Source organism: Geodermatophilus sp. SYSU D01036 (genome assembly GCF_054050435.1).
The window spans coordinates 1-25583 of the sequence record NZ_JBJGZJ010000025.1; the positions used below are offsets into that span (position 1 = coordinate 1).

Consider the following 25583-nt stretch of genomic DNA (forward strand, 5'->3'; position numbering starts at 1 on the left):
CCTGCACCCGCTGCAACTCGGCGGCGGCCTGCTCGTCCGACAGCAGCGCCACCGGCAGCCGGGGGATCGACACCGGCCGCTCGATCAGCCAGCCGGCGAGCGCGCGCTCGACCGGCGAGACGTACTCGGCGACCTCCTCCACACCCCGCACGCTACGACCGGGGTACGACAGTTTCCGCAGCTCGGGGCGGGTCCTGCGGTTTCCGCCTGCAGACAGCCGAGTCGGTCGCGACCGACGCACTCCGGTCCGCGACGGATGGTTCTCGCTGCCCGTCGGTCGACCGGACGGCAGTTGCCGGGCGCCCTGTCGGACGTGCCGCTGGGCAGCCGGTCCGGCCGGTCAGACCGACGCGCGGACGGTGGCCGGGTGCGAGCGCCGGTCCACCGCGACCCCGACGGCGGAGGGGATCCAGACGGTCAGCGACCGGGTGACGAGGACGGCGGCGCACGCGGCGGCCACGGACGTCCCCATCGCGCCGAGCACCAGCAGCAGCATCGCCTCGGGCGCGCCGGGCAGGGCGGACGGGGGCAGCGCGATCCACACCAGGCGGAGGACGGCGTAGCCGCCGGCGACGGCGAGCACGGGCACCCCGCCGCCGGCCGCCTCGACCGCGGCCGAGAGGACGGCGGCCTCGAGCGCCACGGCGAGGGCGACCCAACCCAGGAGGGCCGCCTGCTGCCGCCGCGGGACCAGGCGGCGTGCTGGGACGGGCGGGTCCGGCTCGGCACCGCCGCGGCGGGCCGTCAGCTGCCCCGCCCCCACCAGCACCCAGGCGGCGAGGCCCACGGCGGCGGCCGGGAGGACCGCGGTCGGGGACCGCCAGTCCGGGAACGAGCCGTCGACGGCGGCGAGGGCGACGACCGCGACCGCCGCCACGGCCGCTCCGGCCAGGCCGGCGACCGCGGTCCGCACCGTCGCCGCGTGCGCGGTCGCCGGGAGCAGCCCGGCCCGCTCCAGCAGCCGGGAGCGGGCGCGACGCTCGCCGTCGCGACCGTGCACCAGCCCCACGTTCCGGGCGACCAGCGTGACGACGAGCGCCCGTCCCACCGACACCCGCCGGTCGGCGGCCCGGGCGACGGCGGTCGCGCGGGCCAGGGCCGCCGCGGCGGCCAGCAGCACGGCCCCGCCCAGCCACCGCCACCCCTGCGCCCCCACGCTGTCGACCGTGGCGGCGATCCCGGCGACGACCACCGGTCCGGCGAACGCGACCGCGCAGCCGAGGGTCACGAGCACCCGCGCCACCGGCCCCGCGGGCGGGAACACCGGGCGGTCGGGGTCGGGCAGGTCCAGCCGGGTGCGGACGGCGGTCCGCAGCGCGGCGAGGCGGGACGGCTCGGCGTGCACCCGCCGCCGGGTCTCCGACGACAGCGCCAGCGGCGTCAGCGACGGCAGCGCCGCCGCGACCGCCGGCCCCCCGAGGACCTCGATGGCCGCCGCCACCAGCTTGTCCGGGTCGCAGGAGGTGTCGGGCGCGGCGGCCAGCGAGGCCAGCAGCTCGGCGACGTCGACGGCCTTCTCGTCCTCGGTGGCGCCGGTCCGGGCGTTGCCGAAGTCGACCAGCCACGGCCGGCCCTCCGGGTCGACCAGCACGCTGGAGGCCACCAGATCGCGGTGCGCGACCCCCGCGGCGTGCATGCGGGCGACCTCGCCCCACACCCCGCGCAGCAGGACCGGGTCCCGGTCCGCCGGCCCGAGCTCGTCCAGCGGCCGGCCCTCGACGTACTGCTGCACGACGACGGCGTCCCCGTCCCCGCCGCGGGCCAGCAGCACCGACGGCACCCGCACCCCGCGCCGTTCGGCCGTCAGCGCGGCGACGGCCTCGTGCTCGGCCTGGTACCCGAGCGGCGCCAGCGCGTCGGCGTCCTTCACGTCACCGACGGCGAACACCCGCCACATCCGGTGCAGCCGGTCGCGCTCGTGCCGGTCCGGCTCCAGGTACTTCACGTACAGCCGCCGGCCGTCGCCGTCGACGGCCTCGAACGGCTGCGAGCTGCGGGCGCGCACCGAGGCCGCGGCCACCTCGGTGACCGGCAGCCCGAAGCGCCGCAGCGCCGCCTCGACCCGGCCCGGCGGCACCTCGCGCGCCGGCACCCCGAACACCCAGTGCACGAGCGAGCCGATCGCCCAGCCCAGCGCCACGCCACCGACGACGTCGAGGGGCAGGTGGGCGCCCACGTACACGCGGGCGAGCGCGACCGACCACGCCAGCGCCCACGCGACCCGGCGTCCCTTCCGGGTGAGGTAGGGGGCGGCGGCGGTGGCGAGGGCCGCGGCGACCGCCGAGTGGCCGGAGACGAAGCCCGCCCCGCCGATCGGGCCCTCGTGCAGCACCGAGCCGACCGGCAGGCCCGCGGGCCGCTCCCGGCCGACCAGCGACTTCACCAGGTCGGAGGCGACGTACGCGAGCAGGCCGGACAGCAGGAGGTCGCGCGCCGCCCGGAAACGTCGGGTCAGGGCGGCGACGAGCGCGAGCGCCGGGACGGCGAGGACGTTGCCCAGCTGCATGACGACCCAGACGGCCGGCAGGATGCCGGCCGGCAGGTCGTTGAACAGCCGGAACAGGTCCCGCTCGAGGGAGGACAGCTGGCCCCGCTGGGCGATCAGCACGCCGGTGCCCAGGACGACGAGCCCGAGGGCCACGCGGACCAGGTCGGTCGTCAGGCGCTCCGGGCGCGCCCGCCCGCCGGCGGCGGGACGGCGGGGAGCGGAAGTGGTCGCCTTGTCGAGGGCGGTGCGGACGGTCACCAGGCCAGTGCAGCCCGGACGCGCGCAGCCGGGCAGGGTCCTCCGGCCCTGCCGGTCGTGCCGCCGGGCCCACGCGCAGCAGGGACCTGGGACGCGAGCCTGGACCGGTGATCGAGACCGCACGGGGGGCAGCTGTGCTCGAGGGGCACCGGCAGGCGGGACCGCACGCCGATCCGGCCGTGCGTCCGCGGCGACCGTCCTGGCCGGCGGGCCCCGGCCGCCGGCGCCCCTCGGGCCGGGAGCGGCTCCCGCGCGAGGTGCCGGCCGCGGTCTGGGGGTGGACGGCGACCCTGGTCATCGCCGCCGTGCTGCTGGTCCTCGCCGACCGGCCCGGCGGTCTGCTGGGGCTGGACCGGGCCGTCGCCGACCTCGCGGGCCCGCCGGAGGTCCACGTCGGGGCCGCCGAGCTCGCGCATCTCGGCGCGGTGCTCGGCTACCGCGTCCTGTGGGTGCCCGCGGTCGCGGTGCTGGTGTGGACGGCGCGGTGGCGGCACCTGGTCGTGTACGCGGCCACGATCTCGGTCGTCGCCGCCGTGGCGCAGCTCGCCGTCGGGGAGGGCGTGCTCGTGCGGGCCGTCCGCGCCGAGGTCATCGGGACCCCCGACGCCGTCGAGCTCTCCGCCTGGCCGGTCCTGGTCCTCGCCACGGTGTCGGTGGCGACCCTGTACGTGCTGGCGCCGCCGGGCCGGGCCCGCCGGTGGGGCTGGCTCGCCGTCGTGGCCCTGCTGATGACCGCCGTCGTGCCGCGCGTCGCCCTGGGCCTGGAGGGCCCCTCCGTCGCCGTCCCCGCGGCGGTCGTCGGCGCCTCGGCCGCGGCGCTGGTGTGCACGGTCCTCGCGCCCGAGGACGCGTTCCCCGTGACCTGGCACCGCCGCGTGGCCGCCCACCTCGCGCTCGACGGGGACCGCGCCGCCCGGATCCGCGCCGCCGTGCTCGACCAGCTCGGGGTGGAGGTCACCGCCGTGGAGCCGTTCCGGCTCGACGGGTCGGCCGGGTCCACCCCGTGCCGGCTCGTGACCGCCGCGGGGACGCCCCTGTTCGGCAAGCTCTACTCGGCGACCCACCTGCGGTCGGACCGCTGGTACAAGGTGCTGCGCGTGCTCCGGTACGGCCGGCTGGAGGACGAGGCGCCGTTCGCGTCGGTGCGCCGGCTGGTCGAGCACGAGGACTACCTGCTGCGGCTGCTCCGCGACGGCGGCGTCCGGGTGCCGGCGCCGATGGGCGTGGTCGAGGTGCTGCCCGGCCGCGAGTACCTGCTGGTGACCGAGCTCGTGCCGCGCACCGTCGAGATCCGCCGCTCGCGGGTGGACGACGCCGTCGTCGACGACGTGCTGCGCCAGGTGCGGCTGCTGTGGTCGGCCGGCGCGGCGCACCGGGACCTCAAGCCCTCCAACGTCCTCGTCCAGGACGAGGCGCTGGTGGTGCTGGTCGACGTCTCGTTCGGGGAGCTGCGGCCCAGCCGCTGGCGGCAGGCCGCCGACCTCGGCAACGCGCTGCTCTCCTGCGCGCTGGTCGCGGGCCCCGAGCGGGTGCTCGCCCGCGCCCGCCTGCAGTTCACCGACGAGGAGCTGGCCGAGGCGATGGCCGCGACCTCGTCGCTCACCCTGCCCACGCAGCTGCGGCGGCTGCTGGCCGCCGACGGCCGGGACCTGGTCGGGCGCCTCCGCGACCTGCTGCCGCCGCACCCGCGGATCCGGGTGCAGCGGTGGAGTGCCCGGCGCGTCCTGCTGGCGCTGGCGACCGGCGGCGGGGCGGTGCTCACCCTGGTGCTGGCCGCGCTCAACCTGCGGGCGGGGGGTCTGCTGTGACCGCCGCCCCGGCCGCCCGGGCGGAGGTCGCCCGCCCCACGGCGGCGACCGGCCTGACCGGCGCCCAGGTGGCCGAGCGGGTGGCGGCCGGCCGGGTCAACGCGGTCACGACGCGGACCAGCCGCACCGTGGGCCAGATCGTCCGGGCCAACGTGTTCACGTTCTTCAACGGCCTGCTCGCCACGCTGTGGGTGCTGACGCTGCTGACCGGGCGCTGGCAGAACGCCCTGTTCGGCGGGGTCGTGGTGGTCAACTCCGTCATCGGGATCGTGCAGGAGCTGCGCGCCAAGCGGACCCTCGACCGGCTGGCCGTGCTGCAGACGCCGCGCGCCCGTCCGGTCCGCGACGGGGCCGAGCGCGAGGTCCCGGTGGCCGAGGTGGTCCTCGACGACCTGCTCGTCCTGCGGGCCGGCGACCAGGTCCCGGTCGACGCCGTGGTGCGGGTGGCCCGCGGGCTCGCCGTCGACGAGTCGCTGCTCACCGGCGAGGCCGACGCCGTCCCCAAGGAGGCCGGCGACCCGGTGCTGTCCGGCTCGATCGTGGTGGCCGGCAGCGGCCGCGCGCAGGCCACCGCGGTCGGCGACGACTCCTACGCGGCCCGGCTGGCCGCCCAGGCGAAGGCGTTCACCCGGACCCGCTCGGAGCTGGTCGAGGGGACGACGCGGCTGCTGCGCTGGATCGCCCTCGGCCTGCTCGTGGTCGGCCCGGCGGTGCTGTGGAGCCAGTTCCGGACCGACGAGAACGCCGACTGGCGCGACGCCGTCACCGGCACGGTCGGCGCGCTGGTCGGCATGATCCCGGAGGGCCTGGTCCTGCTCACCACGCTGGCCTTCCTCCTCGGCGCCGCCGGCCTGGCCCGCAGGCGGACCCTCGTGCGGGAGCTGCCCGCCGTCGAGGGACTGGCCCGGGTCGACGTCGTGTGCCTGGACAAGACCGGGACCCTCACGTACGGCGACGTCGGCTTCGACCGGCTGGAGGAGCTGGCGCCCGGCCCGCCCGCCGCACCCGCGCTCGCGCTGCTGGCCGCCGCGGACGGCGGCAACGCCACCGCCCGGGCGCTGGCCGCGGCGTTCCCCGACGCCGGCGGGGAGCGGGCGGCCGACGCCGTGCCGTTCGACTCGGCGCGCAAGTGGTCGGCGGTGCGCACCGCGGCCGGCACCACCTGGGTGCTCGGGGCGCCCGAGCTGGTCCTGCCCCTCCCCGCGGGGCCGGCGCAGACCGCGGCGCGGGACCGCGCCGACGCGCTGGCCGCCGAGGGACGGCGGGTGCTGCTGCTGGCCTGCACGCCGGCGCCGTGGACCGTCCGCGCCGGGGTGCCGGGGCTGCCCGCCGGGCTGGTCCCGGTGACGCTGGTGCTGCTCGCCGAGCGGCTCCGCGAGGACGCGCCGGACGTGCTGCGCTACTTCGCCGAGCAGGGCGTGGCGCTGAAGGTGCTCTCCGGCGACAACCCGCGCACCGTCGGCGCGGTCGCCGCCGCGGTCGGCCTCCCCGGGGTGTCCGGCGCGGGGGACGCCGTGGACGCCCGCACGCTGCCCGAGGACCCCGACGCGCTGGCCGACGTCCTCGAGTCGGCGTCCGTCGTCGGCCGGGTGACCCCGCACCAGAAGCGGGCCGTGGTGCAGGCGCTGCAGCGGCGCGGGCACGTGGTGGCCATGACCGGCGACGGCGTCAACGACGCCCTGGCGCTCAAGGACGCCGACGTCGGGGTGGCGATGGGCAACGGCTCCCCGGCCACCCGTGCGGTCGCCCAGCTGGTGCTGCTCGACGGCCGGTTCGCGGCCCTGCCGCACGCCGTCGCCGAGGGCCGCCGGGTGATCGCGAACATCGAGCGGGCGGCCAACCTGTTCCTGGTCAAGAACGTGTACAGCCTGGTGCTGTCGCTGGTCACGGTGGTGACGCTGGTCGCCTACCCGCTGGCGCCGGTGCAGCTGACGCTGGTCTCGGCGGTGACGATCGGCGCGCCCGGCCTCGTGCTCGCCCTCGCCCCCAACCGGCGCCGCTACCGGCCGGGCTTCCTGCGCCGCGTGCTCGCCTTCTCCGTGCCGGCGGGCGTCGTCACCGGCGGGGTCACCTACGCCGCGTACGCGCTGACCCGGCAGCTGCAGCCGGACGGCGGGGTGCCCGCGGCCCGGACGGCGGCGCTGCTCACGGTGCTCGTCGTCGCGCTGTGGACGGTGCTCGTCCTCGCCCGGCCGCTCACCCCCGGCCGGGTGGCCCTGGTGGCCGCGATGGCCGCGGTGGTCGTGCTCGTGCTGGCCGTGCCGGTGCTGCGCGAGGACGTGCTGCTGCTGGACCTCACCGCGACCACGCTCCTGCTCGGTGCGGGGCTCGGCGCCCTGGGGGCGCTGCTGGTGGAGCTCGTGTCGCGGACGCCGGGGGCCCGGCTGCCGCGGGCGGCGACGGACGAGCGGGCGGGGGGACAGCGGCGGTGAGCACGCCGCGGGCGCCGCGTGCACGTCCGCGGAGACGCACCGTGCAGGACCGCGGAAGTGCACGGGGCACCTCCGCGGACCTGCCCGGCGGTGTCCCGGTCAGGACCAGGGGGCGTCGAGCGGGTCGATGGTGTCGTCGACCGGGCGGCGCCCGGTCGGGGGGACCGGGTCGGCGCTGACCGGCGCCCAGCCCAGCCGCACGAGGGCCTGCGGCATCCCGGGCGCCTCGGGGGAGACGCCGGCGCACAGCGCGGCCAGCCGCGCCCGGGTGCCCGGGACCTCGAGCGGCTGGCTCACCGGGTCGGTGGCCAGGCCGATCGCGGTCGCGGTGAGCAGCACCGCGCTGAGCGCCTCGCCCGCCCGCAGCTCGTCGGCCGGGCCGTCCCCGGGGGTGGTGAGGACGGCGAGGACGGTGCCGTCGGACTCGTCCCTGCCGAGCTGGTTCTCACCGAGCGCGCCGCCGGCGAAGTCCCGCACCGGGACGACCGCCTCCGGCCCGCCGGCGCCGGCGTGCACCGGGACGTTGGCCGCCGGGACGCCCTCCACCGCGCCGCGGGACCGCCCGGTCCAGGCGGCGACCTCCTGCGCCAGGCCCGGCGTGAGCGACTGCTCCACGGCAGCCTCCTCGACCAGCCGCACCACCTGCGCCTGCGCGCGGGGGCCGAGCACGGTCAGCCGGGCCCCCTCCTCGGCCGCGGCGCGCGCGAGGTCGGCGAGCAGCTCGGCCGGGACGGGCCAGGTGGAGAAGACGCGCCGGTCGCTGCGGCGGTGCTCGATCGCCTGCGCGAGGACGAGGTCGTCGGGGCGCGGTTCGGCGGGGGACACCTCGACCGCGGCGAGGTGCGCCAGGTGCGCGGGGTCGGGGAGCCGGTGCACGCGCGAGGACAGGCCGGCGGCCCGCAGGGCCACGCGGAGGTGGTGCAGCGCGGCACCGCAGCCGATCAGCAGGTCCCGGCTCTGCGGGTCGGTGGCCGGCAGCCAGCGGGACGGGTCGGCGAACAGGTGGACCGACGTGCGCCCGATCCGCCACCGCCAGGGCTGGGTGTTGTGCAGCGACGGCGCGCGGTTGGCCAGCGCGAGGGCCGCGCGGGCGGTGGTGCGGTCGAGCACGAACGGGGTCACGGCTCCTCCTGGGTGGCGGCGGGGACGGTCGGGGGGTGGGGCACCGGCAGGCGCCGCCGGGTCCCCCCGAGGTCGCCGGCCACCTGGCGGGCCCAGCCGTCGATCGCCGCCCAGTCGCGGTTGTCACCGGGGCGCTGGCCGACCGCGCGGTAGAACAGCCGGCCCCACAGCGGGACGCCGCGGGTCTGCACCACACCGGCGAACAGGCGGTGCGACCGGGGCCGGAGGCCGTGGGGGAGGTCCCGCTCGAGCCGGGCCGCCTCCTGCCGGGCGAGCCACCGGGTGACGCGGCCGCGGGGGTCGATGCCCGCGACGCTGAACAGCCAGACCGGCGGTGCGTCGTCCGCCGCGGCGAGCCGGGCGAGCAGGTCCCGGGCACCGGCCAGCCAGCGCATCGAGTGCACGGCGCTGCCGACGACCGCGGCGTCGTACCCCGACGGGTCGACCTCCTGACCGGCCGGCCGCAGGTCCACGACGCACCCGGCGTCGGTCAGCCGCGCGGCCACCCGCTCGGCCACACCGCGCGTGGAGCCGGCGGCGGTGGCGTACCCGACCAGGACCCGGAGGGGGATGTCGTCCATGCACCGACGCTCGCGCCACCGGCCGGGCGGCGGTGAGGGCCGGACGTCCCCGCCCGGCGGGCCGGAGGTCGCCGCCGGGCGGAGGACCCGCAGGCCGGGACCTCCGACCCTGAGCACCGAGTGGTCCCGAGGCCCTAGCCTCGGACGGCGACAGCGACGGGCGGGACGAGGGGTCACCGGTGGACACGGACACGCAGCAGGCGCCGATCGGGGTCTTCCTCCTCGACGACCACGAGGTGGTGCGCCGCGGCGTCGCCGACGTCCTGGAGAGCGACCCCGGCATCCGGGTCGTCGGGGAGGCGAAGAACGCCTCCGAGGCCCTGGCCCGCGTGCCCGCGCTCAAGCCCGACGTCGCCGTGCTCGACGTCCGGCTGCCCGACGGCGACGGCGTCTCGGTGTGCCGCGAGCTCCGCAGCCGGATGCCGGAGCTGCGGGTGATCATGCTGACCAGCTACAGCGACGACGAGGCGCTGTTCGAGGCGATCATGGCCGGCGCCTCGGGCTACCTGCTCAAGCAGATCCTCGGCGCCGACCTGGTCAGCGCGGTGCGCACGGTCGCCGCCGGCGGCTCGCTGCTCGACCCCGCGGCCACCACCGCGGTGCTCGAGCGGATGCGGCGGGCCGCGGAGCCGGCCGGGCCGCTGGCCCGGCTCAGCGAGCAGGAGCGCACCGTGCTCGAGCTCATCGGCGAGGGGCTCACCAACCGGCAGATCGGCGAGCGGATGTTCCTGGCCGAGAAGACGGTCAAGAACTACGTGTCCCACCTGCTGGCCAAGCTGGGGCTGGAGCGGCGCACCCAGGCCGCGGTCCTGGCGACCGAGCTGCGCGGCGGGGTCCCCCGCCAGAACTGACCGGTCAGGACAGCGGCGCCCACCACCGCAGCCGGGTCCCGCCGTCCGCGACCGCGCCGACCTCGAGGCCGCCGCCGCGCGCGGCCGCCCGCTGCTCCAGGTTGCGCAGCCCGCTGCGCGCCGCGCGGGCGTCGATGCCCCGGCCGTCGTCGACCACCTCGAGCACCAGCCCGTCACCGGCGTCGACGGTCACGGTCACGTGCCGGGCGCCGGAGTGCCGGGCGGCGTTGCTCACCGCCTCCCGGACGACGGCCACGACGTCGGTGGCCAGGTCGCCGGTGACGAGGGTGTCGACCGCGCCGGAGGTGCGCACGGTGGTCTCCAGGTCGCCCGCCGTGTCGGCGACCGTGTCGAGCACGCGCCGGCGGAGGCCGTCGTCGGCCTGGTCGACGGTGTGCAGGTCGAAGATGCTGGTCCGGATGTCGCGGACGGTCTCGTCGAGCTGGCCGACGACGTCCCGGATCCGGCGCTGCGCCTGGGGGTCGGGGATCCGGGGCAGGACCGACTGCAGGCTCAGCCCGGCCGCGAACACCCGCTGGATGACGTGGTCGTGCAGGTCCCGCGCGATGCGGTCCCGGTCCTCGTAGACGTCGAGCTGGCGGGCCACGCGCTGCTGGGCGGCCAGGTCCAGGGCCACCGCGGCCTGGTCGGCGAAGGCGCTGACCAGGGGGATCACCGCCGGGTCGAAGGAGGGCCTGCCGGCCCGCCGGGCGGCGATGATGACCACCGACTCGGTGTGCGTCCCGCGCAGGGGCACCGCCAGGCAGGGGCCCCAGTCGACGTGCGCGTTGGGCCCCTCGTAGGCCAGTCCCGTCATGTCGACGGTCACGACCCTGCCGCCGTCGTCCTCGACGGCCTGCAGCACCGGGCTGTCGCACAGGGGCAGCGTCGCCCCGGTCAGGTCGGTGAGCCCCTCGCCGACCTGGACCCGGACCTCGTAGCAGCTCCGGGGGTCGGGGCCGACCGTGATCCAGGCGGCGTCGGCGCCGGTGAGGGCGGCCACCCGGTCGGCGACGAGGGACAGCGCCCGCTCGGACGAGTCGGGGTCGAGCAGGCTGGCCCGGACGTCGGAGAGGGCGGTGGCCCACCGGCGGCGCTCCTCGGCCTCCTCGTAGAGCCGGGCGTTGTCGACGGCGACGCCCGCGGCGCCGGCGAGGGCGGTCAGCACCGCCTCGTCCTCGGGGGTGAACTCCCCGTGCCGCTTCTCGGTCATGTAGAGGTTCCCGAACACCGTGCCGCGCACGAGCACGGGCACCCCGAGGAAGGTGTGCATCTCCGGGTGGCCCGGGGGGAAGCCGACCGAGGCCGGGTGCCTGCTCAGGTCGGTGATCCGCAGCGGGTACGGCTCGGTGATCAGCTGCCCGAGCACGCCCTTGCCCTCGGGCAGGGAGCCCAGCGCGGCCGCCGTCTCGTCGTCGATGCCGACGTGGATGAACGCCGCCAGGCCGCCCTGCGGTGCCAGGACGCCCAGGGCGCCGTAGCGGGCGTCGACCAGGTCGGTGGCGCTCTCGACGATCCGCCGCAGCGTCGTCTCCAGGTCCAGCCCGGAGGAGACGGACAGGAACGCGTCGAGCAGCTGCTGGACGCGGGCCTGGCTGCGGGCGACCGCGGTCAGGCGGTCCTGCACCTCGTCGATGAGCTCGGTCAGCCGCATGCCCGCCAGCGACGGGCTGCCGGAGGGGTCGTGGCCGGTTCGGGGTTCGGGACCCGTCCTGGGCCCGGGCGCGGTCATCTCGGGGCTCCCCCCTCGGGCGGAACGGGGCCGTCCCTGGAGCCTGGCACGGAACGCCCCGGAGGAGTAGGCACCCGGGGCGCCGTCCCCGTTCTGCTCCACCGTGGTCACGCGGAGCGTCGCGGCGCCGTGGCCTGTGCGGTCGACCGCCAGCCGCGCAGGACGCCGACCTGCAGCACGACGTAGCAGTGCCCGTCGCCCGGGGTCGGGGGTGCCGGCCAGGCGAGGGCGTCGAGGACCAGGAGGGCCCCGGGGTCGGTCACCGTCCGGGCGGGACCCACGACGGTCACGGCCCACCCGTCCTGCTCGTCGGGGTCGTCGACGCCGAGGGCGACGACGGCGCCGCCGGCCGGCGGCAGGTGGTCGCTGTCCTCGTGGGCGGCGATCACGACCCGGTCCCGGTCGAGCGCGAAGCGGACGGGGGAGATCGCCGGCAGGGCGTCCCGGGTGAAGCCGAGGTGCCCGCGGGAGGTGGTGCCGAGCAACCGCCGGCACTCCTCGTCGGTCAGCAGGGTGCGCATGACCCGCACGTCGTTCACGTCCGTCCCCGTCCGGCGTCCCCGGTCGGCGCCGACCCGGGTGCGCCCGCACGGGCGCCACGAGCGCACAGCCTGCGCCCCCCCGCCCCGCAGCGCACAGGGACCTCCGTCCCGCCCCGGGAGGACCGGCGGCCCGGGAGGCCACCCGGAGCGGGAGTCCGCGCGGTCACGGTCACGTCCCCGGGGACGGCCCGGGCGCCGCCGGCGCTGGCGTCGGGACCAGCGCCGCGGCGATCTCGTCCGCCCAGGACCGGACGGCGTCCCAGTCCCGGAAGTCGCCGACCGGGGCGCGCATCGCGGTGACCATCGCGCGCTCGCCGAAGCCGAGCAGGGACCGGTCCAGCCGGCCGGGCAGGACCCGGTGACCGCGCGGGGCGAGCAGGGCGGCCAGCGCGGCGGCGTCCTGCGGCTCGTCCGGCGGGTACGGCGGGTCGCCGATCGGCCCGCTGGAGAACAGCCACACCGGCCGCCGGCGGAGCACCCCCGCGCAGCGGACGGCCAGCTCCTGGGCCGGCGGGAGCCACCGGCCGGCGTAGACGGCGCTGCCCAGCACCACCGCGTCCCAGGCGGCGGGGTCGGGCCGCGACTCGGCCGGCAGCGCCGCCGCGTAGAGGTCCACCGGGCGCCCGGCCGGGGCCTCGCCCAGGCCGCGGGCCAGGGCCTCGGCGATCTCGCGGGTGGACCCGTGCCGGCTGGCGTAGGCGACCAGGACCCGGGGCCGGCTCACCGTCCGCCTCCCCCCGCGCCGTCGTCGGCGGGGACGACCGCGACCGGGCAGGTCGCGCGGTGCACGACCCCGTGCGTGGTCGAGCCGAGCCGGGCCAGGCCGCGGTGCCGGCGGACGCCCACGACGAGCAGCTCGGCCGGGAGCGCGGCCGCCACCAGGGCGCGCGCCGGCCGCTCCCGGACGACGGCCTCGCGGATCGTCACGTCGGGCTCCTTGTCGCGCCAGCCGGCCAGCGCCTCGGCCAGCACCCGCTGCTCGTCGGCCAGCACGCCGGCCCAGTCCACGAGGGGGCCGGCCTGCAGCAGGGCGGTCTCCAGGGCCACGTCCTGCCAGGCGTGCAGGGCGAGGAGATCGGTGCCGCGCGTCGCGGCCTCGGCCAGGGCGAAGGCGAGGACGGCGTCGTCGCCGGGCCGTCCGGCGACCGCCGCGACGACACCGGACCGGGGGCGGACGACCGCCGTCGCCGGGTCGGGGAGGAGGAGCACCGGGCACGGTGGGGCGAGGAGGACCGCGGCCGCGGTCGAGCCGAGGAGCAGGCCGGCGAGCCCGCCGGCGCCCCGGCTGCCGAGCACGAGCAGCTCGGCGTCGCGGGCGGCCTCCGCGAGCGCGGGCGCCGGGGCGCCGGACTCCACCGACCAGTGCACCCGGTCGGGTCCGAGGGCGTCCGCGGCCTCGCCGGCGGCCGTGCGCAGGGCGCTCTCGGCCGCGGCGTGCAGGAGCGTGCCCAGCTGCGGCACGTCCGCCGCCCGGGTGCCGCGCACCGGCGCGGCGGCGGAGGGCCAGGACAGCGCGTGCACGAGGTGCAGGGCGCAGCCGCGCCGGGCGGCCTCCTCGACGGCGGCCGCGGTGACCTCGCGCGCCGCCGCGGACCCGTCGACCCCCGCGACGACGAACCGCCCCGCCGGCCGGCTCACGGCCGGCTCCCCGGCGCCGGGACCGACAGGGGGCGGACCGGCTCGGCGTCCGCCGCGGCCTCCCCGGCGGGCAGCACGCGGACGTCGGTGATCCCGCCGACCGTGCGGGCCAGCGCGGTCAGCGCCCGGCGCTCGACCTCCTCCGAGCCCTGCGGACCGCCGCGCAGCCGCCGGATCGTCGCGGTGCCGTCGCGCACGTCCACGGCCCAGGCGTCGAGCTCACCGGTGTAGCCCTCGACGAGGCGCAGCAACTGCTGCCGGACGTCGTCGTCGGGGCGCGCCAGCAGGTGCAGCAGGTCGCGGCGGCTGACGATGCCGACGAGCCGGCCGCCGTCGGTCACCGGCACGCTGCGCAGGCCGGCGTCGACGAACAGGCGGGCGACGTCGGCGACGTCCGCGGTGACGTCGACCGCCCGCACGTCCCGGGTCATGACGTCGTGCACCAGGGCCGGCGGGGGACCGCCGTCCGCCTCGTCGCGGCGCAGGTGCAGGCGGGGGTCCTGGGGGAGGCGGTGCCGCAGCAGGTCGGCCTCGGCGACGATGCCCACCAGCCGGTCCTCGTCGTCGACCACCGGCAGGGCGGCGAAGCCCCGCGCGGCCATCACCTCCGCGGCGTAGTGCACCGCGGTGTGCGGGCCCACCGTGACCACGTCGCGCGTCATGACGTCCCTGGTCTGCACGGCTCCTCCTCGCGGTCGGTGCCCCGGACGCTAGGGAGACCGGCGCGTCCGCCCCCAGGGTCGGCAGCCGCCGTGCGCAGGGACGGAGGTCCCGGGACCCGGGGCCCCTCGCCCCGGGCCGGGCGGCGGCCGCCCGGCGCATCGTCGGGGCGCCCGCCCGGGACGGCCCGGGCCCGGACGTGAGGACCCCCGATGGACGCCATCCCCCAGCAGCAGTCCCGCGCCGGCGCGCCGGTCGTCGTCGCGCCGGTCGTCGTCGGAGTGGACGGGTCGGTCCCGGCCCGCGCCGCCCTGCGCGCGGCGCTGCGCGCCGCCGCGGAGCGCTCCGCCGGGCTCGTGGTGGTCAGCAGCTTCGCGTCCGACCTGTACTGGTTCGGCCACGACGGGGTCCTGGTGCCCGCGGTCGACGACGTGCGGCGCGCGACCCGGGAGCTGACCGACGACCTGGTCGCGGAGGTCCGCGCCGACGTCCCGGAGGCGACCGGGGTGCCGGTGACCGTGGAGGTCACCGCGGACGCGCCCGCGGCCGCCCTGGTGGGCCGGTCGGCCGACGCGCAGCTCGTCGTCGTGGGCAACCGCGGGCGGGGGGCGGTGCGCAGCGCGCTGCTCGGCTCGGTCGCGCTGCACACGGTCACCCACGCCCGCTGCCCGGTGCTCGTGGTGCACCCGCGGACCGACGAGCCGGCCACCCCGCCCCGGCTGGTCGCCGGCTTCGACGGCTCCGCGACGGCGCGCGCGGCCCTCGCGGCGGCGGTCGAGGAGGCCGCGCGGACCGGTGCGGAGCTGCACGTGCTGGCCACGTACGTGCTCACCGACTACTGGGTGGACCTGAGCTCGGTCGTCGTCCCCTCGCGGGACGAGATCCGCGGCGAGCTGCGCAAGCGGGTGGACGAGGCGGTCGACGGCGTGCTCGCCGGCCGGCCCGCGGACGCTCCGGTCCCGCGGATCGACGTCGACGTGGTCGAGGGCGCCGCCTCCGACGTGCTGGTCGACCGGGCGCGCGACGCCGCGCTGCTGGTCGTGGGCGGCCGCGGGCGCGGGGCGGTGCGCGGGCTGCTGGTCGGGTCGGTGGCCCTGCACTGCGCGATGCACGCCGCCTGCCCGGTCCTGGTCGTCCACCCCGCCGGCCGGCGCACCGAGGTCGCGGTGGACACGGCCGAGCCGGCCCGGGCCTGACCGGGCGCCCCCGGGGCGGGGCTCACGGCCGCTCCCCGGAGGACGGGCCGGACGCCGCCGCCGCCGGCTCCACGGCGCGGCGGCGGCCCCACAGCGGCTCCAGCGCCGCGAGCTCCTCGGCGGTGGCGGTCCGGAACGGCGGGGCCGACGGGGTCTGCACCGCGCGGCGGCCCTCGCCGCGGGTGGCCCGCAGGCTGGCGGCGACCGAGACGCCGAGGATCGTGGCGATGACGGCGAGGCTGACCGCGGTCGGCACGTAGAAGAGGTCGACCTTCAGCAGCATCTTGACGCCCACCCAGATCAGCACGAGGGCCAGTCCGGTCTTCAGGTAGACGAAGCGGTGGATCAGGTCGGCGAGCAGGAAGTACATCGCCCGCAGGCCCAGGATCGCGAAGGCGTTGGCGGTGAAGACGAGGAACGGCTCGTCGGTCACGGCGAAGATCGCCGGGATCGAGTCGACGGCGAAGACGACGTCGGTGACCTCGACGAGGACGAGCACCGCCAGCAGCGGGGTGGCCAGCAGGACGCCGCCGCGGCGGATCAGCAGCCGCTGGCCGTGGTAGGCGTCGGTCATCGGCACGTACCGGCGGAAGAGGCGCAGCGTCCGGGACCGCTCCGGGTCGATGTGCTCATCGCGCTGCCGGATCATCCGCCAGCCGGTCCACAGCAGGAACACGGCGAACAGGTAGAGCACCCAGCCGAAGCTCGCGATGAGCACCGAGCCGCCGGCGATGAACAGCCCGCGGAAGACCAGGGCGCCCAGGACGCCGAGGAAGAGCACGCGGTGCTGGTACTCCCTCGGCACCGCGAAGAACGTGAAGACGATCGCCCAGACGAAGACGTTGTCCACGGCCAGGGACTTCTCGATCAGGTAGCCGGCGAAGTACTGCTGGCCGTACCCGGCGCCGTGCGCCCACCACACCCAGGCGCCGAAGGCGATCCCGAGCGCCACCCAGATCCCCGACCACACCGCGGCCTCCCGGACCCCGATCACGTGGGCCCGGCGGTGGGCGAACAGGTCCACCGCGAGCATCCCCACGATCACGCCGAGAACGGCCGCCCACACCCACAGCGAGACGTCCATGCGTCCCTCCCTCCGGTCGACGTCCATCAACCGGAGGTCTCTCCCGGCGCCGCTGCCGGGCGCCCGTCCCGCCGGGCGCCGGAGCGCCGTCCTGACGACGGGACGTGGGGGGATACTCCCCTCCGCGAGAACAAGTGAAGCAGAGTTCGCCTGTCTGCGCCACCGGGACCAAGGTCCGCCGCCGGCGGGACGTCCGGCGGCGGCCCCGGCCCGGGGCCGGGCGGAGGGTGACCGGGGTGCCCGGCGACGGCGGGGCGGGTCGCGGGGGGCGTGCATGACGGAGCGGACGACGGAGGGACCCGGCGGCCGGGTGGTCGTGGGCTTCGACGGGTCGCCGGCCGGCCGCGCGGCCGTCGTCTGGGCCCTGGCCGCGGCGGAGCGGGCCGGCACCGGCCTCGAGGTGCTCACCGTGCTCCCGGTCGGGGACGCCTGGGAGGACGCTGAGCTGCTCGACCCCGCGCGCGTGGACCTGGTGCGCTCCGACGTCGCGGCGCACGTGCGCGACCTGCTCGACGAGCAGCACGCGGAGGTGCCGGTCACCACGACCGTGCTCATCGGCCGCCCGGTCGAGGAGCTGGTCGCGCGCTCGGCCGACGCCGGGCTGCTCGTGGTCGGCAGCCGGGGCCGCGGGGCCACGCGCAGCACGCTGCTCGGCTCGGTCGCCCTCGGCTGCGTGCCCCGCGCCCGGTGCCCCGTCGTCGTGGTGCACCCGGCCGTGCCCGGCCCCGGCCGGCCGCGGGTGGTCGTCGGGCTCGACGACACCGACGGGGCCCGCGAGGTGCTGTGGCGGGCGGCGGTCGAGGCCGGCCGGATGGGCGCCGACCTCGACGTCGTCGTCGCCCGCCGCCCGCCCGAGCCCTGGGCGGCCGCCCTCGTCCCCGAGGGGCCGCCGGCGGGCGGGGACGCCGGTGCGCGCGCCGCGGCCCTCGTGCGCGAGGAGCTCGGCGCGCGGCCGGGCGTGCGGGTGTCGGTGGAGACCGGGCCGCCCGCGCAGGTGCTGGTCGGCTCCGCGGAGGGCGCCGCGCTGCTCGTCGTCGGCAGCCGCAGCCGCAGCCGCCTGGGCGGGATGCTGCTCGGCTCCACGGCGCTGCACTGCGTGGTGGCCGCGCCCTGCCCCGTCCTCGTCCTCCACCCCCGGCCGGCGCCGGCCGGGACGACGGTCTGAGGCGGCGCGCGTGCGGGCCTGGGTGGTCGGGACGCCGGCGCCGGCCGACGCGGGGCCGCTGCGCCTCGTCGAGCGCGAGCCGCCCGTCCCCGGCCCGGGCCAGGTGCGGGTCGCGGTCAGCTGCTGCGGCGTGTGCCGCACCGACCTGCACCTGGCCGAGGGCGACCTCCCGCCGCGGCGGCCGGGCGTCGTCCCCGGGCACGAGGTGGTCGGCCGCGTCGACGCGCTCGGGCCCGGGGCGGCCCGCTTCGCGCTCGGCGACCGGGTCGGCGTCCCGTGGCTCGGCCGCACCGACGGCAGCTGCCGGTTCTGCCGCCGCGGCGACGAGAACCTGTGCACCGACCCGCGGTTCACCGGCTGGGACCTCGACGGCGGCTACGCCGAGGCCTGCCTGGTCGACGAGCGCTTCGCCCACCGGCTGCCCGAGGGCCTCGACGACGAGGCGGCCGCGCCGCTGCTGTGCGCCGGGATCATCGGCTGGCGCGCGCTGCGCTGCGCCGCGGTCCCGCCCGGCGGCCGGCTGGGGGTCTACGGCTTCGGCGGCAGCGCCCACCTCACCGCGCAGGTCGCGCTGGCGCAGGGCATGCGGGTGCACGTGCTCACCCGCGGCGCCGCCAACCGGACGCTGGCGCGCGAGCTCGGGGTGGACTCCGTCGGCGGCCCGGTCGACCCGCCGCCGGAGCCGCTGGACGGCGCGGTGCTGTTCGCGCCGGCCGGGGAGCTGGTGCCGGTCGCGCTGCGCGCCCTGGACCGCGGCGGCACGCTCGCCGTCGCCGACATCTGGCTGTCCGACGTCCCCGCGCTGTCCTACGCCGGCGAGCTGTTCCAGGAGCGCCGGCTGCGCAGCGTCACCGCCAACACCCGCCGCGACGCCGAGGAGTTCCTCGTCCTCGCCGCCCGGCTGGGGGTGCGCGCGACGACGACCGCCTACCCCCTCGACGACGCCCCGCGCGCGCTGACCGACCTCGCGCACGGCCGCTTCGCCGGGGCCGCGGTGCTGCACGTGTGAGGTGCCGTTGGTCCCGCTGCCCGGGACCGTCGCCCCCTGCCCGGCCGATCCCGCACCGGCGAGCGTGGGGCCGGACGGACCGCACCGCGCAGGAGGCCCCGAGATGACCGCGACCGGCACCCCCACCCCCGAGGACCGCCCGCGCCGGGAGATGTCCGAGGACGAGAAGCTCATCGCGCAGTGGGAGGCGCGCCACGACGTGGCCGCCCGCGGTTCGCACGCCGACCCCCTGGCCGTCCAGCACTACCTGAGCCGGGCGCACGCCGACGAGCGCGGGCACGGGCAGCCGGTCCGCCCGGCGGCGCCCCCGGCCGCGGACGCCCCGGCGCCCCGTCCGGCCCGGCCGGAGCCCCGGCGGCCGTGGTGGCGGCGCCTGCTCGGCCGTCCGTGAGGGCCGGCGGGGCGCTCAGCGCAGCCGGAACCGGTGCGCCCAGAGCGGCTCGACCTCGGCCCACTCGCGGGCCCAGGCGCGGTCGCGCGCCCGGCCGGCCCAGGCGCAGACGCCGGCGTGGCCGACCGCCGCCGTCGCCAGCCCCAGCAGCAGGGTCAGCACCCCGCTGGTCACGCTGACCACCGCGACGTCGCCGCCGTCGATCGGCGGGCCGGCGCGCCCGCCGTCGGGACCGGTCCACACCGGGACCGTCGCCCCGGCCGGGGTGCCCGGCTCGACCGGGACGGTGTCCTCGCGGGTGGCGCCGTCCGGGGCCTCCCAGCGCGCCGGCGCGGTCGCCCGCAGCGACGTGGGGGAGCCGGGCAGCACCTCCGCGTCCTCGAGGACCACGGCCGGGACCTGCTGCCGCTGCGCGGCCTGGCGCTCGGCCAGCGCGCCGGTGTCGGACGCGACCACGCTGCCCACCGCCAGCGCCACCGGTACGACCGCGACGGCGAGCAGGACGCTCGCGAGCCAGGAGACCAGCTCCGCCCGGTCGGTCGTGCGGGCACCGGGGCGCAGGCCGCGCCGCACCAGCGTGCGCAGGTACCCCGGCGACGGGGCGGGCCCGGGGGTCACGGGTCACCTCGCCGGCGCGACGGCGGTGCGGCGCCGCCGGGCCTCGTCGGGGCGCGGCGGGGGAGGGGGTGGCACGACGAGGACGGGGCAGTGCGCGTGGCCCGCGACCGCCTCGGCGAGGGCGGGGCCGGCCGCGGTGCGCGCCCGCCCGAGGACCAGCAGCCCGGCGTCCCGGGACAGGCCGATCAGCGCCGGGGCGGGGTCCCCCTCGCGGACGTCGACCGTGACGGGCACCGCCGGCCAGCCCTCGTGCACCCGGGCGGCCTGCGTCTCGACGAGCCGGCGCTCGGCCTCGGCGACCGCCTCGGGGACCGCCGCCCCGCGGAGGGCGGCGCCGCCGGGCCACGCGTGCACCACGTGCAGCGGGCAGCCCCGCGTGCCGGCCTCGAGGGCCGCGGCGGCCAGCACCGCCGTCGTCCCGGCCGTGCCCCCCACGCCGGCCACGACCTCGGCGCCCCCGGTGGCGCCCGGTGGGACGGCGAGCACGGGGCAGGCCGCGGACACGAGCAGGTCCCGGGCGACCGGGCCGAGCGCGCCGGCCGTGGTCCCGGTGCCGAGGACCAGCACCTCCGCCCCGGCGGACTCCTCGCGCAGCACCTCGGCGGCGGGCCCGGTGTGCACGACGGTCCGCACCGGGATGGCGGGGGCGCGGGCGGTCAGGTCCCGGCGCAGCGCGTCCAGCCGCGCGAGCGCCCGGTGCCACGGCCCGTCGTGGGCGCGGCCGGGGTCGCGCGCGCCCTCCACCGCGGCCACCAGCAGCAGGGGGCGCAGCTCGCGGTGCGCCCGCTCGGCGGCGGCGGCCGCCACCGCCGGCGCGGACCGGTCGGGGGCGATCCCGGCCACCACCGGCGCCAGCCGGGAGGTCACACCCACGTCGTCCCCCCGCGGCCGTCGGAGACCGGGCGGGGGCCCGGTCCGGGCCGGCCGCTCCTCGACGGGGAGCCGGGGAGCTGGCGCTGGGCGGGGGCGGCGCTGTTCTCGACGACGGTGCCGCGCGGACGGCGGGGCGTCGGCGAGGTGACCGGCGCCCGGCCGATGCGCAGCACCGACTGCGGGTGCGCGTCCCAGGTGAGCGCCGAGCGCAGCTGGGTGCGGGTGACCGGCACCTCGACGGCCTGGGTGAGCGGCCCGGCCACCCAGCCGCGGACGGTGAGCTCCAGCAGCACCCGCTCGAGGGCCTCGCCGCAGCGCAGCCACGCGAGCAGGTCGTCGCGGTGCGTGGCGAGCAGCACGAGCGTCTGGTCGGTGCCCGAGCCGGTGCCGGCCGGGAGCAGCCCGGCGCCGGTGGTGTCGAAGTCGCGGACGGGCAGCTCGTCGTGCTGGAGCCCGTCGACGTGCGGGACGACGCTCACCGGCACGCCGTCCCCGGCGCCGGGTTCGCGGGTGGTCCAGCGGCGCAGCTCGGCCCGGTAGGCCGGGTCGGCGTTCTGCACGCGGTCGGCCTGCTGGGTGAGCCGGGCGAGCAGCCGCACGTGCTCCTCGCGGGTCACCGGGACCAGCACCGTCTCCTCCGCGGCCGCCGCGGCGGTCAGGACCCGCAGCACGTCCTCGGGGACGCGGTCGGCGCCGAACCGCCGCCGGTTGGTCCGGCGCCGGCGCACGGCGGGCGCGAGGGCGGCCAGCGCCGGGTCCGGGGGCCCGTCGACCGGGCGGAGGACGGCCATGAGCCCCGGGTCGGCGGGGTCGGGCAGCCGGTCGACGCGGACGGCGCGGCCCGCCGCGGCCAGCGCGACGCGGGCGTTGAACAGCGCCGCACCCACGCTCTGCGCCAGGGCCCGGCCGACGGGGTCCAGCACCACCAGCTGCCGGGTGCGGTCGGCGAACAGCTCCAGCCGGTCGGGGTGCAGCGCGATCCGCCACGGCTGCGTGTTGTGCACGGAGGGGGCGCGCACCGCGGCGTCCGCGGCCGCCTCCAGCGGTGTGCGCCGCGGGATCCGGGTGGGCTGCAGGTCCGGTGGGGGAGTGCGGCGGGCCATGGGAGGACTCCTCGGGAGGGTGCGTCCCCCGAGCGTCGTCCGCCCGGGCGCGGGCGTCCGGGGCCCGCGGTCCCCGGGACCAGCGACCAACGTCCCCGGGGGGACCCGCCTTCGTCCGTGTCGCCGCGGCGGTGCGGGCGCCGAGGCTCGGGAGGGCCGCCTGCGCCGGGGAGACGACCCCGGGTCGCCGCGGTGGCCGGAGGAGGTGCGCCGTGAGCGAGCACGTGTCCCCGGTGGCGGCACCGCCGCCCCCCGCCTACCCGGTGCGGGTCGACGGAGCCCTGGACCCACGGCTGTCCCGCGGGCTCTGGCTGGTCAAGTGGCTGCTGCTGGTGCCGCACGTCGTGGTGCTGGCGTTCCTGTGGACCGCGGTGGCCGTCGTCACCGTCGTCGCGTTCTTCGCCGTGCTGGTGACCGCCCGCTACCCGCGGCCGCTGTTCGACTTCACCGTGGGCGTGCTGCGGTGGACCTGGCGGGTCCAGCACTACGGCTACTCCGCGCTCGGCACCGACCGGTACCCGCCGTTCACGCTGGCCGACGTGCCCGGCTACCCCGCGCGGCTGGACGTCGCGTACCCGGAGCGGCTGTCCCGCGGCCTGGTGCTGGTCAAGTGGCTGCTGGCGCTGCCGCACTACCTCGTGCTGGCGGTGTTCGTCGGCGGCGGGCTCTGGTTCGGCACGGGCGACTGGGACGGCGACGGCGTCTGGAGCGAGGGGTGGGCGGCCGGCGGCCTGGTCGCGCTGCTGGTCCTCGTGGCCGGCGTCGTCCTCCTGTTCACCGGCCGTTATCCCCAACCACTGTACGACTTCGTCCTCGGCATGGACCGCTGGGCCCTGCGGGTGTCGGGCTACGTGCTGCTGCTGACCGACGCCTATCCGCCCTTCCGGTTCGACATGGGCGGCCCGGACCCGGCCGCGCTCCCGGCACCCGCCGCGGCGGCGCCGCCGGTCCCCGCCGGGCAGCCGGCTCCCGCGGTCGTGACGGCGGCACCGGTGGCCGCGCCGGCGACCAGCCGCTGGACCGCCGGGCCGGTCGCGGCCGTGGTCGCCGGGGCGCTGCTCGTCACCGCCGCGACCGGCCTGCTCGCCGCGGGCGGCAGCCTGCTGTGGGCCGACACGACGCAGCGCGCCGGTGGCTTCGTGACCTCCGAGGCCGCCGGGGTCGACACCGCCGGCCACGCCGCCGTCAGCCAGGGGCTCCTGCTGCAGGGCGACGGGACCGACTGGGTGGTCGACGAGCTGCTGGGCACCGCGCGGGTGGAGGCCACCGCCACCGGACCCGACGACGAGCTGTTCCTGGGGCTGGCCCGCACCGCCGACGTCGACCGGTACCTGGGCGGCGTCGCCCGGGCGGAGGTCGAGCCGGCCGAGGGGGGCTGGTGGTCCGGGGACGAGTGGGCGTGGGCCGTGGACGAGGAGGCCGGCGGGCCGCCGCGGGTCGCGCCGGAGGAGGCCGGCATCTGGACCGCCTCGGCCGTCGGCACCGGGACGGTGACGCTGGACTGGCGGCCGGACGAGGGCGACTGGACCGTCGTGCTCATGCGGGCCGACGGCGGCGCCGGCATCGAGGCCGACGTCCGGGTCGGCGCGACCCTGCCCGGGCTGACCTGGGTGTCCGTGTCGCTGCTGGCGGTGGGGGCGCTGCTGCTCGCCGGTGGCGTGCTGCTCGTCGCGCTGGGGGCGAACCGGGCCCGGCCGCTGCCGCCGTCCGGCCCGGTCCCGGCCGCTGGTCCTCCGGTCCTGCCGCGCCCGCGCGGTGTCGAGCCGGAGCCGTCGCCGTCCCCCAACCCGCAGCCCTGACCGCGCGCGGTGCCCCGCCGGCGGGCGGGGCACCGCGGCGCCGGGCTCGACGGTCCACCCACGGGGCGGGAGGAGGACGGCATGGGAGCGGACGGCGGAGGAGCGGGCGTCGTCGCGTGCCCGGGCTGCGGACGGCGCAACCGGGTGCCCGCCACCGCCCGGGGACGGGCGCGCTGCGCCGCGTGCGGCGCCGACCTGCCCTGGCTGGTGGCTGCCGACGACACGGACTTCGCCGCCGTCGTCGAGGACAGCCGGCTGCCGGTGCTCGTCGACGTGTGGGCGGCCTGGTGCGCCCCGTGCCGCGCGGTCGCCCCCGTCGTGGAGGAGATCGCCCGGGAGAGGGCCGGCCGGCTGAAGGTGGTGCAGGTGGACGCCGACGCCGCGCCGCGGGTGAGCAGCCGGCTCGGGGTGCGCGGCATCCCCACGCTGCTGCTGTTCGCCGACGGCCGGGAGCAGGCCCGCGTCACCGGGGCGCTCCCGGCACCGGCGCTGCGCCGCTGGCTCGACGACGCGCTGGCCGCCGCCGGTCGCTGAGCCGCCCGCCGGACGCCGAGCCGCCGGCGCGCGGGTCAGCGCGCCGTGGGGGACGGCTCCCCCGGGGGAGGCGGGTGCCCCTGCCGGCGGCCCAGCCGGACGGCGATCCGCGCGCGCCCGTCGGCGGGCGGGGAGGGGACGGCGGTGCAGCCGAGGGCCACGGCGGTGCGGGCCACGCGCTGCAGCGCCTCTCCCGTCCGCAGCCACGCGGCGGCGTCGTCGGTGCGCCAGTCGAGGACGAGGACCGTCGGCCGTCTCCCGACCGACACGACCGGCGTCCCCTCTGCGGCGGCTGCGGCCGCGAGGCGCGCGACCACGCCGGCGGGGACGTCGTCCCCGCCGGCCTCCCCGGCCGGCGCGACCGGCGGGAGGGCGGCGAGGTCGGGGTCCGGCAGGCCGGGCGCGGGGTGCAGGACGGCGAGTGGGCCGCCGGGCCCCGAGGGCAGGCGGTCGACGGTGGCGGCCCAGCCCGCGGCCGCCAGCGCCGCGCGGAGGTCGAGCACCAGGCCGCCGGCGGCGAGCAGGGAGGCCGGCGCGGCGGTCCCGCACGGCCCCTCGACCTCGAGCCGGTCGGGGTGCAGGACCACGCAGGCGGACCGTCCCGGCAGGCCCGCCCGGCCGCGGACGACGGCGGTCGCCACGTCCTCGAGCACGGCCATCAGCGGGGTCAGCCGCGGTCCGGTGTCCTCCGGCGGCCTCACCGGCGCGGTCGGGGGCCTCACGGTCTCCACCTCCCGGTCGCGTCCCCGGCTACCGGCCGGCCGCGGCGGAGGTCGTGCGGACGCCGAGGTCACGGCCCCACGCCCGGGCCCGCTCCTCCTCGCCCTCGACGAGCGGCCCCGTGGTGCCGACGACGGAGAAGTGCTCGGCCGGCGCGACGACGCGGGCGCCCAGCCGGCCGAGGAGCTTCTCCTCGGTGCGGGACGCGTGGTCCATCCGCGTGATGACGGAGTGGCCGCTGCCGCGGGTGTCGAACGCCGCCGCGAACACCCCCTCGGGCGCGTGCGCGGACTCCAGCCACTCGTGCAGGCCGGTGCCGGGATCGGGCACCGCGGCGCCGTACTGGTCCGCCGCGCTGCGCCGGGTGGAGGGCCGTGGCATGCCGAAGGCGTGGTTGGGCCCCCCGACGACCAGCAGGGTGACGTCGGGGCCGATCTCGGCCGGCGCGTCGGCCGCGGCCACGACGTCGGCCGGCAGCGACTCCGCGAGGCCCGCGGCGACCGCGCGGGCGATCGCGGCGGCGTCGCCGAACAGGGACTCGTAGACCACCAGTGCACGGCTCATGGCGACGTCCTCCCTCGGGTTCCGGTCGCTGCCGATGCTGCGCGGCGCCGGCGTCCGGCGGTCACGGGCGGAGGGCCCCGGCGGGCGGGCCGGAGGTCGCTGGCGGGGAGGGCCGCTCAGCGGCGGCGGCCCCACAGGAACCAGGCGGCGGGACCCACCCAGTTGACGGCGATGACCGCCGCCCACACGGCCCGGCGGCCGTTGACCTGGTCGGGACGGCGGCGCGCCAGGTCGGTCCACGCGGCGACCGCCAGGGACACCTGCACCGCGCCGAGGCCCAGGAGCACGCCCCGCTCCCGCGGTGTCAGCTCCGCCCAGCGGCGTGCCCGGTCCCGGCTCGCGGACGTCGTGCTCGCGGACGTCATGGCGGCCTCCTCGGCACCGGTGCGGGTCCCGTCCCGTCGAGCCTCCGGGG

24 protein-coding genes are annotated in these 25583 nt (G+C 78.8%); 9 read left to right on the forward strand and 15 right to left on the reverse strand.

The features are described 5' to 3' along the window. Positions 1-340 precede the first annotated feature (340 nt). Positions 341-2746 (reverse strand): phosphatase PAP2 family protein, encoded by a 2406-nt coding sequence (locus ACI8AR_RS19590; protein ID WP_457052483.1) that lies wholly within the window; start codon positions 2744-2746, stop codon positions 341-343. A gap of 257 nt (positions 2747-3003) precedes the next feature. Here ACI8AR_RS19590 and ACI8AR_RS19595 point away from each other — a divergent pair, with 257 nt between their 5' ends. Both ACI8AR_RS19595 and ACI8AR_RS19600 read left to right on the forward strand, forming a co-directional pair. Next, positions 3004-4554: an RIO1 family regulatory kinase/ATPase domain-containing protein gene (locus ACI8AR_RS19595; protein ID WP_457052484.1), complete on the forward strand. Its 1551-nt coding sequence runs from the start codon at positions 3004-3006 to the stop codon at positions 4552-4554. Continuing rightward, entirely contained in the window at positions 4551-6986 is a 2436-nt protein-coding gene (locus ACI8AR_RS19600) for an HAD-IC family P-type ATPase (RefSeq protein WP_457052485.1), read from the forward strand. Before ACI8AR_RS19595 ends, ACI8AR_RS19600 begins: the two co-directional genes overlap by 4 nt. Positions 6987-7085: 99 nt before the next feature. Here ACI8AR_RS19600 and ACI8AR_RS19605 read toward each other — a convergent pair whose 3' ends face one another. Together ACI8AR_RS19605 and ACI8AR_RS19610 are read right to left on the reverse strand one after the other, a co-directional pair. After that, positions 7086-8108, reverse strand: coding sequence for an Acg family FMN-binding oxidoreductase (locus ACI8AR_RS19605; RefSeq protein ID WP_457052486.1), 1023 nt, complete (start codon positions 8106-8108; stop codon positions 7086-7088). Beyond that, on the reverse strand, positions 8105-8689 hold the full coding sequence (locus ACI8AR_RS19610; protein ID WP_457052487.1) for a flavodoxin domain-containing protein: 585 nt from the start codon (positions 8687-8689) through the stop codon (positions 8105-8107). The genes ACI8AR_RS19605 and ACI8AR_RS19610 overlap by 4 nt, the downstream gene beginning before the upstream one ends. A 179-nt stretch (positions 8690-8868) precedes the next feature. Here ACI8AR_RS19610 and ACI8AR_RS19615 point away from each other — a divergent pair, with 179 nt between their 5' ends. Next, a complete protein-coding gene (locus ACI8AR_RS19615; protein ID WP_456935354.1) occupies positions 8869-9540 on the forward strand; it encodes a response regulator in 672 nt (223 codons plus the stop codon). A gap of 4 nt (positions 9541-9544) precedes the next feature. Here the strand turns inward: ACI8AR_RS19615 and ACI8AR_RS19620 are convergent, their stop codons facing one another. From ACI8AR_RS19620 to ACI8AR_RS19640, 5 genes are all read right to left on the reverse strand, one after another. Then, entirely contained in the window at positions 9545-11194 is a 1650-nt protein-coding gene (locus ACI8AR_RS19620) for a GAF domain-containing protein (RefSeq protein ID WP_457052488.1), read from the reverse strand. Between the two features lie 185 nt (positions 11195-11379). Beyond that, positions 11380-11811, reverse strand: a complete 432-nt coding sequence (locus tag ACI8AR_RS19625; RefSeq protein WP_457052489.1) for a pyridoxamine 5'-phosphate oxidase family protein — start codon at positions 11809-11811, stop codon at positions 11380-11382. Positions 11812-11983: 172 nt separating this feature from the next. Further along, a complete protein-coding gene (locus ACI8AR_RS19630; RefSeq protein WP_457052490.1) occupies positions 11984-12538 on the reverse strand; it encodes a flavodoxin domain-containing protein in 555 nt (184 codons plus the stop codon). Further along, on the reverse strand, positions 12535-13452 hold the full coding sequence (locus ACI8AR_RS19635) for a universal stress protein (protein WP_457052491.1): 918 nt from the start codon (positions 13450-13452) through the stop codon (positions 12535-12537). The genes ACI8AR_RS19630 and ACI8AR_RS19635 overlap by 4 nt, the downstream gene beginning before the upstream one ends. Next, the gene (locus ACI8AR_RS19640) at positions 13449-14132 is read right to left on the reverse strand and encodes a CBS domain-containing protein (protein WP_456935359.1); all 684 of its coding nucleotides are present in this window, start codon (positions 14130-14132) and stop codon (positions 13449-13451) included. The genes ACI8AR_RS19635 and ACI8AR_RS19640 overlap by 4 nt, the downstream gene beginning before the upstream one ends. A 192-nt stretch (positions 14133-14324) precedes the next feature. Between ACI8AR_RS19640 and ACI8AR_RS19645 the strand changes: the two genes are divergently transcribed. Next, on the forward strand, positions 14325-15308 hold the full coding sequence (locus tag ACI8AR_RS19645; RefSeq protein ID WP_457052492.1) for a universal stress protein: 984 nt from the start codon (positions 14325-14327) through the stop codon (positions 15306-15308). A gap of 22 nt (positions 15309-15330) precedes the next feature. Here the strand turns inward: ACI8AR_RS19645 and ACI8AR_RS19650 are convergent, their stop codons facing one another. After that, positions 15331-16392 (reverse strand): TerC family protein, encoded by a 1062-nt coding sequence (locus ACI8AR_RS19650; protein ID WP_457052493.1) that lies wholly within the window; start codon positions 16390-16392, stop codon positions 15331-15333. A 274-nt stretch (positions 16393-16666) separates the two neighbouring features. On the opposite strand from ACI8AR_RS19650, the gene ACI8AR_RS19655 reads away from it, so the two are divergent. The 3 genes from ACI8AR_RS19655 (at position 16667) to ACI8AR_RS19665 (ending at position 18957) form a co-directional block, all read left to right on the forward strand. Continuing rightward, positions 16667-17557 carry a universal stress protein gene (locus tag ACI8AR_RS19655; protein WP_457052494.1) on the forward strand — a complete coding sequence of 297 codons (891 nt, stop codon included), beginning with the start codon at positions 16667-16669 and terminating at the stop codon, positions 17555-17557. A 10-nt stretch (positions 17558-17567) separates the two neighbouring features. Next, the gene (locus ACI8AR_RS19660) at positions 17568-18566 is read left to right on the forward strand and encodes a zinc-dependent alcohol dehydrogenase family protein (RefSeq protein ID WP_457052495.1); all 999 of its coding nucleotides are present in this window, start codon (positions 17568-17570) and stop codon (positions 18564-18566) included. A 103-nt stretch (positions 18567-18669) separates the two neighbouring features. Further along, positions 18670-18957 (forward strand): hypothetical protein, encoded by a 288-nt coding sequence (locus ACI8AR_RS19665; RefSeq protein ID WP_456935364.1) that lies wholly within the window; start codon positions 18670-18672, stop codon positions 18955-18957. Positions 18958-18972: 15 nt separating this feature from the next. On the opposite strand, the gene ACI8AR_RS19670 is transcribed toward ACI8AR_RS19665, so the two are convergent. From ACI8AR_RS19670 to ACI8AR_RS19680, 3 genes are read right to left on the reverse strand one after another with little or no spacing between them, the layout of a single operon-like run. Beyond that, on the reverse strand, positions 18973-19575 hold the full coding sequence (locus ACI8AR_RS19670; protein ID WP_457052496.1) for an Rv1733c family protein: 603 nt from the start codon (positions 19573-19575) through the stop codon (positions 18973-18975). Positions 19576-19578: 3 nt separating this feature from the next. After that, positions 19579-20442, reverse strand: a complete 864-nt coding sequence (locus ACI8AR_RS19675; RefSeq protein WP_457052497.1) for a universal stress protein — start codon at positions 20440-20442, stop codon at positions 19579-19581. After that, positions 20439-21551: an Acg family FMN-binding oxidoreductase gene (locus ACI8AR_RS19680; RefSeq protein ID WP_457052498.1), complete on the reverse strand. Its 1113-nt coding sequence runs from the start codon at positions 21549-21551 to the stop codon at positions 20439-20441. The genes ACI8AR_RS19675 and ACI8AR_RS19680 overlap by 4 nt, the downstream gene beginning before the upstream one ends. A 212-nt stretch (positions 21552-21763) precedes the next feature. Between ACI8AR_RS19680 and ACI8AR_RS19685 the strand changes: the two genes are divergently transcribed. After that, a complete protein-coding gene (locus tag ACI8AR_RS19685; RefSeq protein WP_457052499.1) occupies positions 21764-23350 on the forward strand; it encodes a DUF4389 domain-containing protein in 1587 nt (528 codons plus the stop codon). Positions 23351-23431: 81 nt separating this feature from the next. Continuing rightward, the gene (trxA, locus tag ACI8AR_RS19690) at positions 23432-23884 is read left to right on the forward strand and encodes a thioredoxin (protein ID WP_457052500.1); all 453 of its coding nucleotides are present in this window, start codon (positions 23432-23434) and stop codon (positions 23882-23884) included. Between the two features lie 35 nt (positions 23885-23919). Here the strand turns inward: trxA and ACI8AR_RS19695 are convergent, their stop codons facing one another. The 3 genes from ACI8AR_RS19695 to ACI8AR_RS19705 all read right to left on the reverse strand — a co-directional run bounded on the left by ACI8AR_RS19695 (position 23920) and on the right by ACI8AR_RS19705 (position 25533). Continuing rightward, positions 23920-24606, reverse strand: coding sequence for a hypothetical protein (locus tag ACI8AR_RS19695; protein WP_457052501.1), 687 nt, complete (start codon positions 24604-24606; stop codon positions 23920-23922). A gap of 28 nt (positions 24607-24634) precedes the next feature. Next, on the reverse strand, positions 24635-25168 hold the full coding sequence (locus ACI8AR_RS19700; RefSeq protein ID WP_457052502.1) for a hypothetical protein: 534 nt from the start codon (positions 25166-25168) through the stop codon (positions 24635-24637). 116 nt (positions 25169-25284) lie between these two features. Continuing rightward, entirely contained in the window at positions 25285-25533 is a 249-nt protein-coding gene (locus tag ACI8AR_RS19705) for a PLD nuclease N-terminal domain-containing protein (protein WP_457048893.1), read from the reverse strand. Between the last annotated feature and the right edge of the window lie 50 nt (positions 25534-25583).